Source organism: Pseudomonas lalkuanensis, from assembly GCF_008807375.1.
GTDB classification, from domain to species: Bacteria; Pseudomonadota; Gammaproteobacteria; order Pseudomonadales; family Pseudomonadaceae; genus Metapseudomonas; species Metapseudomonas lalkuanensis.
The window spans coordinates 4,696,126-4,710,364 of the sequence record NZ_CP043311.1 but is presented as its reverse complement, the minus strand read 5'-3'; the positions used below and the strand labels follow the sequence as shown (position 1 = coordinate 4,710,364).

Here is a 14,239-nt window from a genome sequence, read left to right as displayed (position 1 = left end):
GCACATGTCCGTTACCGAAGATGAACTGACTTCGCTGGCCGCGCGGCTGGGCGAGGAACTGAAGGCACGTGGCGAGTCGGTGAGCACTGCCGAGTCATGCACCGGAGGCGGCATCGCCGAGGCGATCACCCGCATTCCCGGCAGTTCGGCCTGGTTCGAGGCGGGTTTCGTCACTTATTCGAATGAGCAGAAAACCGCGCAGCTGGCGGTGCCTTTCGAGCTGTTCCCGCGGGTGGGCGCGGTCAGCCGTGAGGTAGTCGAGGCGATGGTGCGCGGTGCCCAGTTGCACAGCGGGGCACGTTTCGCCGTAGCGGTAAGTGGCGTTGCCGGACCCGATGGCGGTTCCGTGGACAAGCCCGTCGGCACCGTCTGGCTGGCCTGGGGAAACGGGAAGGAACTGGAGGCCGTGCGCCGCCAGTTTCCGGGCGATCGCCTGTCCGTGCGGCGGCAGACAGTGGTGGAAGCACTCCAGGGATTGATCCGACTAGCTGCAGGAGAAAAAGCCGTCCAGGGGTAGGCGAGCGACTTGCCCTATGGAATAATACTGGCTACTTATACAGTTGTTGGTGGCCGCCAGGCCCTCTTGAGTTTAGTGAGGACTTCAATGGACGAGAACAAGAAGCGCGCCTTGGCTGCTGCCCTGGGCCAGATCGAGAAGCAGTTCGGCAAAGGCGCGGTCATGCGCATGGGCGACCACGATCGCCAGGCCATCCCGGCCATTTCCACCGGCTCCCTGGGCCTGGACATCGCGCTTGGCATTGGTGGTCTGCCGAAAGGCCGTATCGTCGAGATCTACGGTCCCGAATCCTCCGGTAAGACCACCCTGACCCTCTCCGTCATTGCAGAAGCCCAGAAGCTGGGTGCCACCTGCGCCTTCGTCGACGCCGAACACGCCCTGGACCCGGACTACGCCGGCAAGCTCGGTGTGAACGTGGACGACCTGCTGGTGTCCCAGCCGGATACCGGTGAACAGGCCCTGGAAATCACCGACATGCTGGTGCGCTCCAACGCCGTTGACGTGATCATCGTCGACTCCGTTGCGGCCCTGGTACCCAAGGCCGAAATCGAAGGCGAGATGGGTGATTCCCACGTCGGCCTGCAGGCGCGCCTGATGTCTCAGGCCCTGCGCAAGATCACCGGCAACATCAAGAACGCCAACTGCCTGGTCATCTTCATCAACCAGATCCGTATGAAGATCGGCGTGATGTTCGGCAACCCAGAGACCACTACCGGCGGCAACGCCCTGAAGTTCTACGCCTCCGTGCGTCTCGACATCCGCCGTACCGGCGCGGTGAAAGAGGGCGAGGAAGTCGTGGGCAGCGAAACCCGCGTCAAGGTGGTGAAGAACAAGGTGGCCCCGCCGTTCCGTCAGGCCGAATTCCAGATCATGTACGGCAAGGGCATCTACCGCACTGGCGAGATCATCGACCTGGGCGTGCAGCTGGGCCTGGTCGAGAAATCCGGCGCCTGGTACAGCTACCAGGGCAACAAGATCGGCCAGGGCAAGGCCAACGCCGCCAAGTACCTGGAAGACAATCCGGAAGTCGGCAGCGCCATCGAGAAGATCATTCGCGAGAAGCTGCTGGTCGATTCTTCTGCCAACAACAAGTCGGCTGCCACTGCTGACGACTTGGCCGACGTAGACCTCTGATCCTCCCATGCCCGTCGTGCTCGACAGCCCCGCCGCCGTCCGGCGGGCCGCCATGGACTTGCTGGCACAGCGCGAACACGGGCGAGTCGAGCTGACGCGCAAGCTGCGTCAGCGCGGCGCTCCTCCCGAGTTGATCGACAGCGCCCTCGACCGCTTGGCGGAAGAGGGCCTGCTCTCCGAATCCCGCTATCTCGAAAGCTTCATCGCCAGCCGCGCCCGTGGCGGCTATGGGCCGCAGCGTATCCGCGAAGAACTGGCGCAGCGCGGCTTGCCGCGTGGTGATATCGACCAGGCCTTGCGCGAGGCTGATATCGACTGGGTCGAGCAATTGCGCGAGGTTTGGCGTCGCAAGTTCAATCGCCAACCCCAGGACGCCCGAGAGCGTGCCCAACAGGGGCGATTCCTTGCCTACCGTGGCTATTCCATGGAGATGATCAGCCGTCTCCTGCGCAGTAATCCCGACGACTGATTAATCACCTGTGCAGCCTTGAGCCATGCGCGGATGCGCATGGCTGATAGCTGGATGGGGCTGCGTTCGTCTGGGGGAATCAGGCCTTGCTGGCCCAGTGCTGCGGCAGGTTGATGAAGTCGATGAGTTCACGCAGGCGGCCGTGGTCACGACCATTGAAGCGGAACGCCAGGCGGATCAGTTCGCTGAATTCCGGTTCGTCCTTCTCCGAATCCGGGTTGGCTTGCTGGGAGAAATCGCCTTCCAGGCAGAGGTCGGCGAACTGCTCCTGAACCTGCCCGAGGGCCTTCTCGCTGAGAGAGTGATTCATGCGAATCACGAAGCTGTTCCTCAACCATCGGCTGGAGTGGTAGTTGCGATAGAACTGGGCGATCTCGGCAGCCGCCTCGTCGGCATTGCGCACCAGACGCATCAGGTTCATGTCGCTGGGCAGGATGTAGCGGTTGCGCTCCAGTTGCTCATGGAGGAAGCCGATGGCGTCTTCCCAGTAGCTGCCGTCCGGCTCGTCCAGCAACACCACCGGCACTACCGGGCTCTTCCCGGTCTGGATCAGGGTCAGCACTTCCAGCGCTTCGTCCAGGGTGCCGAAACCACCCGGGCAGAGCACCAGCGCATCGGCTTCTTTCACGAAGAACAGCTTGCGCACGAAGAAGAAGTGGAACGAAAGCAGGTGTTCGGAACCATTCACCGTCGTGTTGGCATGCTGTTCGAAGGGCAGGGTGATGTTAAGGCCGAGACTGTTTTCCAGCCCGGCGCCTTCGTGGGCTGCGGCCATGATGCCGCCGCCGGCGCCAGTGATCACCATGAGATCGCGCTTGGCGAGCTCCGCCCCCAATTGGCGGGCCAGGGTATAGATCGGGTGACCTTCGGGGGTGCGGGCCGAGCCGAATACAGTGACTTTGCGGCGCCGCTTGAACTGCTCCAGCGCACTGAAGGCGTGTTCCATCTCGCGCAGGGTCTGCAGCATGATCTTGGCGTCCCAGCGATTGCGGTCGGCCTGGGCCATGCGCACCACCGTGATCAGCATCTCGCGATAGAGCGCGAGGTTGGGGCTGCCACTCGGAACGGTGAGGTTGATCAGTTCGTCGACCTTCTGGGTCAGGTCGATTCCACTGGTCTGGAAGTGTCGAGAGAGATAGTCGTCCGGATCATAGGGCATAGCGTTCTCCTTGCTCATCAACATCTCTGAGCAGCACTACGGGCCGAGTCCGGAGTCCGGGCGACCCGGTCGAGCCGCTCATCTACAGCTTGCGGCAGGGGCTGGATCTTTTCCAGTACGCCGCAGACTGAATGAACCGCAGCGAGGTGTCCGGATTATGGCGGAGTGAGCGTAGGCCCAGGGCTCCAGGGAGAAAGGCGAAGGCGGCGCTCCCCGGACAGGAGCGCCGCAAAGGCGATCAGTTGTTTTTGGCCTTGAGGCCGCAATCCTGGGCACTGAAACGTTCGGACGTCACTGGGCGATTGGTCTTGTACTCGCTGAACTCGTAGCGAAGGCCGGCGCCACGGGCCAGCAGTTGGCGGTAGCCAGTATTGCGGCAGACGCTGGCGCCCAGTTGTGCGCGCACGGCATCGGGGTTGGCGCGCATCTGGGCCGCATGGGTTTCGCGCACGCTGAGGTGATTCACCAGCTCGTTTCCTTCCACCGTGTAGCCCTGGTCGAGGATGTCCTCGTTGATTGCGCGGGGCGTGCCTACGCTGCTCTCCTTGGCGACTTTCTCGAGCATCTTGCTGAGCTCGTAGTCCTTGAGCGATGCGGCCTGGGCGAAGAAGGGCAGGGTCGCGCAGACGGCGATGGCGGTGAGGCGCAGCATGTGTATCTCCTAACGAAAAGTAGCTGTTTGACCAGCGCGGCAATTGTGCGTTCGCAGGCAGCGCTTGTCGCGTGAAAAATCAGCCCATGGCGTCTCTGGTAGAATCTCGCGATCCTTCCTGCCATCCCGATTCCGCCCGCCGCCTTTCAACCTGCGCAGGGCGGGCAGCCGCTGTATTGGAACCCGTTTCGATGAGTCACGCCGTCTTCCGCCTGCGCGCCGAATGCCTCGCACGCAGCACCCGTCCCTTCGTCGCCCGTGGATCGCGTGCGCCACGCTGCCCGGAGTGCCGGGTCGCCTTCGACTACTGCTTCTGCGCCTGGCGCCCCAAGGTACCGGTGCGTTCCGGCGTGTGCCTGATGATGTACTACTCCGAGCCGATGAAGCCGAGCAACACAGGCTGGCTGATCGCTGATCTGGTGCCCGACACCTGGGCGTTTGGCTGGTCGCGTACCGAGGTGGACGAGGCGCTGCTCGCTTTGCTGGAAGACCCGCAGTGGCAGCCTTACCTGGTGTTCCCCGGTGAGTATTCGGCGCCGGAGCGCGTGGTGGATAGCGTCGAGGTGGCGGAAGGCAAGCGGCCACTGTTCATCCTGCTCGATGCCACCTGGACCGAAGCACGCAAGATGTTCCGCAAGAGTCCCTATCTGGACCGTTTTCCGGTCCTCAGCCTGACGCCGGAGCAGATTTCCCGCTATCAGCTGCGTCGCAGGAAGAACGAAGAGCACCTGTGCACGGCTGAAGTCGGGGCGCTGTGCCTGGAGCTGGCGGGTGACGAAGAGGCCGGCGGCGCGCTGAACGCCTACCTGGATGTATTCACCGAACGCTACCTGGGTGCCAAGCGGGCCCTGCCTCTGGACGAGGCGAGCCCGGCGCACCAGGCACTCAGCAGCTATCTCTGATCAGGCTTCGGCCTTGGCTGGTGCCGCCTGCGGCTCGTGCTTCTGCGGCCAGAGCTGGGCCACCAGCATGCCTGCGAACATCAGGGCGCAGCCCATGTAGCCGCGCGCGTGCAGGGACTCATCCAGCAGCAGGGCGCCGGCGATGGCGGCGAATACCGCTTCCAGCGAGAGGATGATGGCGGCATGGGAGGCGATGGCGTGACGCTGCGCCACCACTTGCAGGGTGTAGCCGATGGCGACGGCGATGACGCCGCCGTAGAGGATGGCCGGACCGGCCTGGATGATGGCGTCGACCCTGATTTCCTCGAACACAACTGCCAGCACCAGGCTGACCACCGCACAGACCGCGAACTGCAGGATGGACAGGCGGATCGGGTCATAGCGGCTGGCGAAGTAACCCACCAGCAGCACGTGCACACCCCAGACGCAGGCACCGGCCAGTTGCAGCCAGTCGCCGGACGCGACGTGGAAACCTTCACCCACGCTGAGCAGGAACATGCCCACCACTGCCAGGCAGGCGCCAAGCCAGGTGCCCGTACCGGTGCGATGGCCGAGGAAGAGGCCGAGCAGCGGCACTATGATGACGTAAAGGCCGGTGATGAAGCCGGAGTTGGTGACGCTGGTGAACAGCAGGCCCACCTGTTGCAGGTTGATTCCCAGCGACAGGGCCAGGCCCATGAGCAGCCCGCCCAGCAGCATGCCGCGATTCAGTGGCTGCTTCACGGCAGGCTTCGGCAGGACCAGCAATAGCGGCAGGAGGATGAGGGCGCCAAGGCTGAAGCGCAGGCCGGTATAGAGGAAGGGGCCGACGGCGTCCATGCCCAGCCGCTGGGCGACAAAGGCCGCGCCCCAGATTGCGGCGGTGATCAGCATCAGGATATCGGCGCGCAGAGCTTGGCTTCGCATGGCTTTTCTCGGCGGGAAAAGCCGAGAACTTTGCCGTAAAGCGTTCGACTTGACCACCCCGCCCCGGCTCGGCATTCTGGGCGCCGCTTTACGGCCTGCCCGTATCAAGCTTCGGGCCCGGCCAGCGTATCCCGTCGTGCCGAAATGCCTTTCCACACCCCCGGAGAGGCGTGTCTGGGCCCATTACAAAAAGGACATGCCCATGGCCTCATACGAAATTCTCATCGCTGATGACCACCCGTTGTTCCGCAGCGCCCTGCAGCAGGCCCTGACCCTGGGTCTGGGACCTGACGTGCGGCTGGTGGAAGCGGCGAGCATCGCCGAGCTCGAGACCCGCCTGGCCGAGCGCGCCGACTGGGATCTGGTCCTGCTCGACCTGAACATGCCAGGTGCCTACGGCTTCTCTGGCCTGGTGCTGCTGCGCGGTCAGTATCCGCAGATCCCGGTTGTGATGATCTCCGCCCAGGAAGAAGCCTCGGTAGTCGCTCGTGCCCGTGAGTTCGGTGCCAGCGGTTTCATTCCCAAGTCCAGCCCGCTGGAAGTCATCCAGAATGCGGTTCGCGCCGTGCTCGATGGCGATGCCTGGTGGCCGCCACAGCTGGAAGAAGCACAGGCCCTGTCCGATGAGGCCAAGGCTGCCAGCGAAGGCCTCGCCAGCCTGACGCCTCAGCAATTCCGTGTACTGACCATGGTCTGCGAGGGCCTGCTGAACAAGCAGATAGCCTTCGAACTGCATGTCTCGGAAGCCACGGTGAAGGCTCACGTGACCGCCATCTTCCGCAAGCTCAACGTGCGCACCCGTACCCAGGCCGCACTGCTGCTGCAACAGATGGAATCGATTCCGTCGTCCTGACGCCGGGCTTTTCACGCAAATTTGAAGCGCGTTGCGTTAGGCTGCGCGCTCCTTTCAACAGCCCCTTTCCCTATGTCGCCATTCAAAGGCCAGACCGGTCTCAAACGCATTCTCAACGCCGCCGGCTATTCCCTTGACGGGCTGCGTGCCGCCTTCACCGGCGAGGCAGCCTTCCGCCAGTTGGTGCTGCTCAACGTGGTCCTGATCCCGCTATCGTTCTTCCTCGATGTCAGCCGCGGCGAACGTGCGCTGATGATCGGCGCCTGCCTGCTGGCGCTGATCGTCGAGCTGCTTAACTCGGCGGTGGAAGCGGCCATCGACCGCATTTCCCTCGAACGCCATCCGCTGTCGAAGAACGCCAAGGACATGGGCAGCGCCGCGCAATTCACTGCGCTGACCCTGATCACAGCGGTCTGGGCGACCATTCTCCTGGGCTGATGCTCAGGCAATCGGCGGCAGCACGATCTCGTCACTGCGCGTCACCCCGGCGGTCAGTGCCCGGCACTGATCGAGGAATTCGCGCATGGCTGCCGTCTGGTACTTCTGCCGGTGCCAGATGAAATAGAACTGCCGGCGCAGGTCGATGCCCGGAGTTTCCACCGGCACCAGGCTGCCGCGGCGGAAGGCGTCGCGCAGGGCCAGTCGCGAGATGCAGCTGATGCCGAGGCCTGATTCCACCGCGCGCTTGATCGCTTCGGTGTGCTCCAGCTCCAGGCGGACGTTCAGCGGCGTTGGGTGGTGGCGCATGGCCTGGTCGAAGGTCAGGCGAGTGCCCGAGCCCTTTTCCCGGAGAATCCAGGCCTCGCGGCTCAGCTCCGCCAGGCTCGCCTGACCCTTGGCCGCCAGCGGGTGCTGCGGTGCGCAGAACACCACCAGTTCATCCTCCACCCAGGGCAGCACTTCGATATCCGGGTGTTGGCAGTCGCCTTCGATTAGACCCAGATCAAGCTCGTAGAGGGCGATCTGCTGGACGATATTCGCCGTGTTCTGCACATGCAGGCTCACCTGGCATTCCGGGTGGCGCTGCATGAAGGAGCCGATCAGCAGGGTGGCCAGGTAGTTGCCCACCGTGAGGGTTGCGCCAACGTCGAGGGAGCCGAAACCGGTCTTGCCATTGAGCAGGTCCTCGATCTCGCGGGCCTGGTCAAGCAGGGCCACTGCCTGGGGCAGCAACTGGCGGCCCAGGGCGTTGAGGCTGAGGCGCTTGCCGGCGCGGTCGAACAGCTGGCAGCCCGACTGCCGCTCCAGCTCCGTCACGGAAGTGCTGGCAGCCGACTGCGACAGGGAAAGCTGCTGGGCCGCGCGGGAAACGCTCTCTTGCTGGGCGACGGCGACGAATACCTGGAGCTGACGGAGAGTAAATCGCATATCTATATAACCGATAACCTATATCTTGATAATTCAGTTAACAGATATTGTGGTGGTCATTACAATGTCGCGCAATTGCGCCCCTTCCTGAGTGGCGCTGGCGACTTCAAATTTTCGGAGCCCCGTAAATGAGCAACATGAACTCGGAGCGCATTCTCAGCGTTCATCACTGGAACGACACGCTGTTCAGCTTCAAGTGCACCCGTGATCCGGGCCTGCGCTTCGAGAATGGCCAGTTCGTCATGATCGGCCTGCAACAGGCCAGCGGTCGTCCGCTGATGCGCGCCTATTCCATTGCCAGCCCGAACTGGGAAGAGCACCTGGAGTTCTTCAGCATCAAGGTGCCGGACGGTCCTCTGACCTCCCAGCTGCAGCACCTGAAGGAAGGCGACGAGATCATCATCAGCAAGAAGCCCACCGGCACTCTGGTGCTCGACGACCTGAACCCGGGCAAGCACCTGTACCTGTTGAGCACAGGCACTGGCCTCGCGCCCTTCATGAGCGTGATCCAGGACCCGGAAACCTACGAGCGTTTCGAGAAGGTGATCCTGGTCCACGGCGTGCGCTACGTGAACGAAGTCGCCTACCGCGAGTTCATCACCGAGCACCTGCCGCAGAACGAGTTCTTCGGCGAAGCCGTCAAGGACAAGCTGATTTACTACCCCACCGTGACCCGCGAGCCATTCGAGAACCAGGGCCGCCTGACCGACCTGATGCGCAGCGGCAAGCTGTTCGAAGACATCGGCCTGCCGCCGATCAACCCGCAGGACGACCGCGCCATGATCTGCGGCAGCCCGAGCATGCTCGACGAGACCAGCGAGGTCCTCGACAGCTTCGGCCTGAAGATCTCCCCGCGTATGCGTGAACCGGGCGACTACCTGATCGAGCGCGCCTTCGTCGAGAAGTAAGCGCCAGCGTTACACAACAAAGCCCGCCAATTGGCGGGCTTTGTCGTTTCCAGGTATCAGACCGGGGAGCTGAAGCGCTGTCCGGAGATGGCCGGATGGTAGATCGGCTGGATCTTGTTCCCGGCAGGGTCCAGCACGTGGAAGCTGTGGGCGCCGTCACCATGGGCGAAGGGGCGGTCGAGCATGGTCACGCCCTTGGCCTTGAGGTACTGGTACCAGGCTTCCAGCTCTTCCAGGCTGTCCACCACGAAGCCGTAATGGTCCACCGCCTGTACGCCGCTAGCGGATGCGAAGGCGCGGCCGAGGGACAGGTTGTCGTTGCCGCAGGTGAGGTAGACGAGGTCCTCGTTCGCGCGGTTGAGGACTTCCATGCCCAGCACGTCCACATAGAAGCGTTCGCACTCCTCCAGATTGGGCACGACGATGGCGATATGGCGCAGGCCGTTGAGGCGGCTCGGGCGAGTGGGCATTTCTTTGTCTCCGTTTTTGTATACAATTTTTGAGAAATATAAGACAAAACGGAGTTCAACGTGTACTGCCTTCTCCTCAAGACCCGCCTGCGCCCCGGTAGCCTGGACGCTTTCATGGACGCCATGCGTGTCAACGCCGCTGCCTCAGTGCGCGACGAACCCGGTTGCCTGGTGTTCGATGTGTTGCAGGATCGCAGTGATCCCGACCTGGTCTGGCTCTATGAGGTCTACACCGACGAAGCCGCTTTCGAGGCGCACATGCGGACGCCGCACTTCCTCGCCAGCCGCCCATTGGTGGACCCGCTGATCCTCGAGCAGGACTGCATCGAAGCCGATTCCCTGGCGCTCAACCCGACCCGTTGACCAGCGGCTGTGGGAGGGAACTCATTCGCGATTGAAATCGCTCCCACAGAAAACTCAGCCCCGCGCAATCTCCAGCACGCGAATCCGCCCCGGTGCGGGGTAATGCCAGCGCACGTCCACGTCCCACAGGCGGGCTCCGTAGCGGCGTTCGGGTTCGGGCTTCTGGTAGGCCGGACGCGGATCCTGGGCCAGGCACTGCTCCACCAGCTCGGCCAGGGGTTCACCCAGACGCTGCCCGTGTTCACGGGCCTGGAGCAGGGCGCCGGGTTCCCATTCCACCGGAATCAGTTCCGGCGCTGCGTCGGCGATCGCGTTGAGCGCGCCTTCCTGACGGTCGGCGTAGGGCACGTAGGGTTTGATATCCACGACCGGGGTGCCGTCCAGCAGGTCGATGCCGGACAGCCAGAGGCGACCGGCTTCGACCTTCTCCAGTTTCACCACCGACTGGCCAATGCCGTTGGGGCGGTGGGTGGAGCGGCTGGCGAAGACGCCGATGGACTGGTTGCCGCCCAGGCGCGGCGGGCGCACCTTCAACCGCGGCTTCTCTTCCAGGGCCTGGTGGAACAGGAACAGCAGCCAGATATGGCTGACCTGTTCCAGCCCCGCGACGGCATCGCCGGTATCGAACGGTGGCACCAGTTCCAGCACGCCACGGGCGGCAGGCGCCAGGTGCGGCTGGCGGGGAATGGCGAATTTTTCCTTGAAGCAGGAGCGGACGTAGCCGACCGGGGAAATGCTGTGCTGCATGTCAGTAGGGCACGCGGCAGCCGGCATCGCGGAAGGGTCCCCCCAGGCGCTGCCAGCCTTCGCCGGGCGTGGTCTGGGCGCAGGTCAGCGCGCCATCCAGCTTGCTCTGCCAGATGAAGAAGGGTGCTGGCGCAGCGAAGCTCGGGGCGGCAAGGGTGAGCAGAAGAGTCAGGAGGGCGAGGCGCATGGGGTATTTCCGCTGAAGTGCGCGGCTACCCTAGCGCCGCGCCGGGCGCCGCGCAATAGACCGGTTACAGGTGGAAACCACCGTCGATGGGTATGACGGCGCCGGTCATGTAGGCCCCCGCCGTGCTGGCGAGGCTGATGGCCAGTGCAGCCATTTCCTCGCCCCGGCCCCAGCGCTTCATCGGGATCAGCGCAGTGTCGCGGGCCATGGCTTCGGAGTCACTGGCGATGAAACGGGTCATCTTGCTGGGGAAGCGACCGGGGGCGATCACATTGACGTTGATGTGCTCGGCCACCAGTTCCCGCGCCAGCATCCTTGAGAGCTGGTGCAGCGCTGCCTTGCTCGGCCCGTAGGCGTAGGCTTCTTCGCCATGGGAGGTGATCCCGGCGACCGAGCCGATGTTGATCACCCGCGCCGGGCTGGCTTCGCCGCCAGCTTTGCGCAGCAGCGGCAACAGTTGCTGGATGCAGCTGAACACCGACGTGACGTTGAGCTGCATGACCTTTTCCCAGCCCTTCACCGGATAGCTTTCCAGCGGCGCTCCCCAAGTGGTGCCGGCGTTGTTCACCAGGATGTCCAGTCGCTCGATGCGCTGCGCCAGCGCTTCGGCCAGCGCCCTGGTGCCTTCTTCACTGGAGAGGTCCGCGGCAAGACCATGGCATTCGCCAAGGGCCGAGAGCTCGGCAGCGGTCTCGTGGCAGGCCTCGGCATCACGGGCGCAGATGAAGACGCGCGCGCCGGCTTCGAGGAAGCCCTGGGCAATCATCCGACCGATTCCACGGGTACCACCGGTGACCAGTGCGGTGCGGCCCTGGAGGCTGAAATAAGGATGCATGGCGAACCTCGCGACTGTGCCTGGAAAGGCCCATACCCTAGCCCCTGCGTGGCCGGGGCGGGGGCATTATCGAGGCGCGGAATGCACGGGCATTGTCAGGTCGGGGCGGCCTGGGTGGCGGCCAGCTCGGCGTCTTTTGCCAGGGCACGCTTATAGGCAGGGCGTTCGATGAAGCGCGCGATGTAGGCCTTGATTGCCGGCACTTCCGGTATCAGCCCGAATTGGGTCGTCCAGTTCAGCGCGCTGCCCCAGAGCACGTCGGCGGCGGTGAACTGTTCGCCGAGCAGCCAGGGCCCTTGCTTGAGCTGGCCAACCAGGGTCTTCATCACGCTGTCGAAGTCGCCGTAGGGCGAGCGTGCCTGCGGAATCGGCTCGCGGTTCTGCACGCGGTCCACCACGGCCGGTTCGAAGCAGGAGCCGTAAAACACCATCCAGCGCAGGTAGGGGCCTCGCAGCGGGTCGTCCAGGGGCGGTGCCAGTTTGGCCTCGGGGTAGAGATCGGCGAGGTAGAGGTAGACCGATACCTGCTCGGTGACCACCGCGTCGCCATGGGTGATGGTGGGGACCTTGCCCATGGGGTTGATGGCGAGGAACTCGGGTTTGCGCTGCTCGCCGAGTTTCATGTTCATCACATGCAGCTTGAAGTCCGCGCCGAGCTCTTCCAGCAGCGTCAGGGCGCCGGTGGAGCGGGTGTAGGGGCAGTGGTAGAGGGTTACCTGGCGGTTCTGGACGGTCATTGTTGTGATTCCGCTTGGGCCATGGATGCTGCGAGTCTAGACGCAGCCTCTAGAGCCTGCCGTCCCGCCTCAAGCGGCGCAGCACCCAGCGTCGGTAGACCCGCGACAGGAGTGTCCTGATCAGCGGCAACCCGATCAGCCAGGCCAGCGGCGCCGTCCTGGGCACCCGGGCGAACAGGAGGATGTAGGCGTCCAGTTCGCGGTGGATGCGGCCGGCTTCGTCCTGGACGTGGAGTTCGGTAAGTGCGAGGTAGGGGTCGATGCCCAGGGCGCGCAATTCGGCGTCACGGCCGGTGATGTCGATCCATTCCACACCCGCGGCGGCGCGGGGGAGGGATTCGTACCAGCGGCGGTCGGCGATGCAGCGTGGGCAGGTGCCGTCGTAGAAGACCTTGAGCATGATGGGGCTCTGTCGTGATGGGTGTCGCTACGTTCCACCACATCCTACGACGGAGAGGGCGCTTGAGTTTGCCCAAAAGAAAAAGCCCCGCATCAGCGGGGCTCTTTCATTCAGCGATCGACTCAGACCAGCTCGGCCCACATGTCGTATTCGTCGGCATCCACGATGCGCACGCGCACCTTGTCGCCTGGCTTCACACTGGTGGACTCGATGAACACGCTGCCGTCGATTTCCGGCGCGTCCGCCCAGGAGCGGGCCACAGCGCCTTCGTCGTCCACTTCGTCGATCAGCACGTCCATTTCGCGACCGATCTTCAGTTGCAGGCGGGCGGTGGAGATGGCCTGCTGGTGCGCCATGAAGCGCTCCCAGCGGTCCTGCTTCACGTCGTCGGGCACAAGCTCCAGGCCCAGGTCGTTGGCCGGGGCGCCCTCTACCGGCGAGTACTGGAAGCAGCCGACACGGTCCAGCTGGGCTTCGGTCAGCCAGTCCAGCAGGTACTGGAAGTCTTCTTCGGTCTCGCCGGGGAAGCCGACGATGAAGGTGGAGCGGATGGTCAGGTCCGGGCAGATCTCGCGCCACTTCTTGATGCGGGCCAGGGTCTTGTCCTCGAAGGCCGGGCGCTTCATGGACTTGAGCACTTTCGGGCTGGCGTGCTGGAAGGGGATGTCCAGGTAGGGCAGCAGCTTGCCTTCGGCCATCAGCGGGATCACGTCATCCACGTTGGGGTAGGGGTAGACGTAGTGCAGGCGCACCCACACGCCCATGGCGGAGAGGGCTTCGCACAGTTCCAGCATACGGGTCTTCACCGGCTGGCCGTTCCAGAAGTCCAGCTTGTACTTGAGGTCGACGCCGTAGGCGCTGGTGTCCTGGGAGATCACCAGCAGCTCCTTCACGCCGGCCTTGACCAGGCGCTCGGCCTCGGAGAGCACATCGCCCACCGGACGGCTGACCAGCTTGCCGCGCATGGACGGGATGATGCAGAAGCTGCAGCTGTGGTTGCAGCCTTCGGAAATCTTCAGGTAGGCGTAATGACGCGGGGTCAGCTTGATGCCCTGCGGCGGGACCAGGTCGACGAAGGGGTCGTGGTCGGCCTTGGGAGGAATGACCTCGTGAACGGCGTTCACCACCTGCTCGTACTGCTGCGGGCCGGTCACGGCCAGCACGCTCGGGTGTACGTCGCGGATGGAATCTTCGGAAACGCCCATGCAGCCGGTGACGATCACCTTGCCGTTTTCGGCGATGGCTTCGCCGATGGCATCCAGGGATTCAGCCTTGGCGCTGTCGATGAAACCACAGGTGTTGACCACGACCACGTCGGCATCCTGGTAGGTCGGTACGATTTCGTAGCCTTCCATGCGCAGCTGGGTAAGGATGCGTTCGGAGTCGACGGTGGCCTTCGGGCAACCCAGGCTGACGAATCCGACTTTGGGGGTGGCGGTGGACATTGCGGCTAACCTCGATGGGCGCTCGGGAGGGCGCCTCTGATCAAAAAGTGCGCAATTCTAGCGGCAGGCGTCAGCCATTTCCACCCTCATCTGTTGTCATTTCGCAGCTAGCCTGTAGGAAGCTGGCGGAGCGGATGCGGGATGCTTCTCGTTGCCAGGAAGGCCTATCAGACGATGCGCGCCAACA

General features: G+C 63.7%; 19 protein-coding genes. 8 read left to right on the top strand and 11 right to left on the bottom strand.

The genetic code is table 11. The features are described 5' to 3' along the window. The first annotated feature begins 4 nt into the window (after nt 1–4). The 3 genes from FXN65_RS21775 (at nt 5) to recX (ending at nt 2,120) form a co-directional block, all read left to right on the top strand. Nucleotides 5–517, top strand: coding sequence for a CinA family protein (locus tag FXN65_RS21775; RefSeq protein ID WP_151136303.1), 513 nt, complete (start codon nt 5–7; stop codon nt 515–517). 87 nt (nt 518–604) lie between these two features. Continuing rightward, the gene (recA, locus tag FXN65_RS21770; RefSeq protein ID WP_151136302.1) at nt 605–1,651 is read left to right on the top strand and encodes a recombinase RecA; all 1,047 of its coding nucleotides are present in this window, start codon (nt 605–607) and stop codon (nt 1,649–1,651) included. Nucleotides 1,652–1,658: 7 nt separating this feature from the next. Continuing rightward, nucleotides 1,659–2,120: a recombination regulator RecX gene (recX, locus tag FXN65_RS21765; protein WP_151136301.1), complete on the top strand. Its 462-nt coding sequence runs from the start codon at nt 1,659–1,661 to the stop codon at nt 2,118–2,120. A 79-nt stretch (nt 2,121–2,199) separates the two neighbouring features. Here recX and FXN65_RS21760 read toward each other — a convergent pair whose 3' ends face one another. Both FXN65_RS21760 and FXN65_RS21755 read right to left on the bottom strand, forming a co-directional pair. Beyond that, nucleotides 2,200–3,279, bottom strand: coding sequence for an LOG family protein (locus FXN65_RS21760; RefSeq protein WP_151136300.1), 1,080 nt, complete (start codon nt 3,277–3,279; stop codon nt 2,200–2,202). 238 nt (nt 3,280–3,517) lie between these two features. Further along, on the bottom strand, nt 3,518–3,931 hold the full coding sequence (locus FXN65_RS21755; RefSeq protein WP_151136299.1) for a quorum-sensing-regulated virulence factor family protein: 414 nt from the start codon (nt 3,929–3,931) through the stop codon (nt 3,518–3,520). A 191-nt stretch (nt 3,932–4,122) separates the two neighbouring features. Between FXN65_RS21755 and FXN65_RS21750 the strand changes: the two genes are divergently transcribed. Further along, the gene (locus FXN65_RS21750; protein WP_151136298.1) at nt 4,123–4,833 is read left to right on the top strand and encodes a tRNA-uridine aminocarboxypropyltransferase; all 711 of its coding nucleotides are present in this window, start codon (nt 4,123–4,125) and stop codon (nt 4,831–4,833) included. Here FXN65_RS21750 and FXN65_RS21745 read toward each other — a convergent pair whose 3' ends face one another. Beyond that, on the bottom strand, nt 4,834–5,814 hold the full coding sequence (locus FXN65_RS21745; RefSeq protein ID WP_178119378.1) for a DMT family transporter: 981 nt from the start codon (nt 5,812–5,814) through the stop codon (nt 4,834–4,836). 127 nt (nt 5,815–5,941) lie between these two features. Between FXN65_RS21745 and erdR the strand changes: the two genes are divergently transcribed. Both erdR and FXN65_RS21735 read left to right on the top strand, forming a co-directional pair. Further along, entirely contained in the window at nt 5,942–6,592 is a 651-nt protein-coding gene (gene erdR / locus FXN65_RS21740; RefSeq protein ID WP_151136296.1) for a response regulator transcription factor ErdR, read from the top strand. Nucleotides 6,593–6,664: 72 nt separating this feature from the next. Next, nucleotides 6,665–7,030, top strand: coding sequence for a diacylglycerol kinase (locus tag FXN65_RS21735; RefSeq protein WP_151136295.1), 366 nt, complete (start codon nt 6,665–6,667; stop codon nt 7,028–7,030). A gap of 3 nt (nt 7,031–7,033) precedes the next feature. On the opposite strand, the gene FXN65_RS21730 is transcribed toward FXN65_RS21735, so the two are convergent. Continuing rightward, nucleotides 7,034–7,960 (bottom strand): LysR family transcriptional regulator, encoded by a 927-nt coding sequence (locus FXN65_RS21730; protein WP_151136294.1) that lies wholly within the window; start codon nt 7,958–7,960, stop codon nt 7,034–7,036. Nucleotides 7,961–8,088: 128 nt separating this feature from the next. On the opposite strand from FXN65_RS21730, the gene fpr reads away from it, so the two are divergent. Further along, nucleotides 8,089–8,868: a ferredoxin-NADP reductase gene (gene fpr / locus FXN65_RS21725; protein WP_151136293.1), complete on the top strand. Its 780-nt coding sequence runs from the start codon at nt 8,089–8,091 to the stop codon at nt 8,866–8,868. A 56-nt stretch (nt 8,869–8,924) separates the two neighbouring features. Here fpr and FXN65_RS21720 read toward each other — a convergent pair whose 3' ends face one another. Continuing rightward, nucleotides 8,925–9,338: a VOC family protein gene (locus FXN65_RS21720; protein WP_151136292.1), complete on the bottom strand. Its 414-nt coding sequence runs from the start codon at nt 9,336–9,338 to the stop codon at nt 8,925–8,927. A 60-nt stretch (nt 9,339–9,398) separates the two neighbouring features. Between FXN65_RS21720 and FXN65_RS21715 the strand changes: the two genes are divergently transcribed. After that, complete coding sequence (locus FXN65_RS21715; protein WP_151136291.1) at nt 9,399–9,701, top strand: putative quinol monooxygenase; 303 nt, start codon at nt 9,399–9,401, stop codon at nt 9,699–9,701. A 54-nt stretch (nt 9,702–9,755) separates the two neighbouring features. Here FXN65_RS21715 and tsaA read toward each other — a convergent pair whose 3' ends face one another. The 6 genes from tsaA to rimO form a co-directional block, all read right to left on the bottom strand. Continuing rightward, the gene (gene tsaA, locus FXN65_RS21710; RefSeq protein ID WP_151136289.1) at nt 9,756–10,448 is read right to left on the bottom strand and encodes a tRNA (N6-threonylcarbamoyladenosine(37)-N6)-methyltransferase TrmO; all 693 of its coding nucleotides are present in this window, start codon (nt 10,446–10,448) and stop codon (nt 9,756–9,758) included. 1 nt (nt 10,449) lies between these two features. After that, nucleotides 10,450–10,635: a hypothetical protein gene (locus FXN65_RS21705; RefSeq protein ID WP_151136287.1), complete on the bottom strand. Its 186-nt coding sequence runs from the start codon at nt 10,633–10,635 to the stop codon at nt 10,450–10,452. A gap of 64 nt (nt 10,636–10,699) precedes the next feature. Beyond that, entirely contained in the window at nt 10,700–11,470 is a 771-nt protein-coding gene (locus FXN65_RS21700) for an SDR family oxidoreductase (RefSeq protein ID WP_151136285.1), read from the bottom strand. 95 nt (nt 11,471–11,565) lie between these two features. Next, a complete protein-coding gene (locus FXN65_RS21695; protein WP_151136283.1) occupies nt 11,566–12,207 on the bottom strand; it encodes a glutathione S-transferase family protein in 642 nt (213 codons plus the stop codon). 49 nt (nt 12,208–12,256) lie between these two features. Further along, nucleotides 12,257–12,607, bottom strand: coding sequence for a thiol-disulfide oxidoreductase DCC family protein (locus tag FXN65_RS21690; protein WP_151136281.1), 351 nt, complete (start codon nt 12,605–12,607; stop codon nt 12,257–12,259). Nucleotides 12,608–12,729: 122 nt separating this feature from the next. Further along, nucleotides 12,730–14,052 (bottom strand): 30S ribosomal protein S12 methylthiotransferase RimO, encoded by a 1,323-nt coding sequence (gene rimO, locus FXN65_RS21685; RefSeq protein ID WP_151136279.1) that lies wholly within the window; start codon nt 14,050–14,052, stop codon nt 12,730–12,732. Nucleotides 14,053–14,239 lie beyond the last annotated feature (187 nt).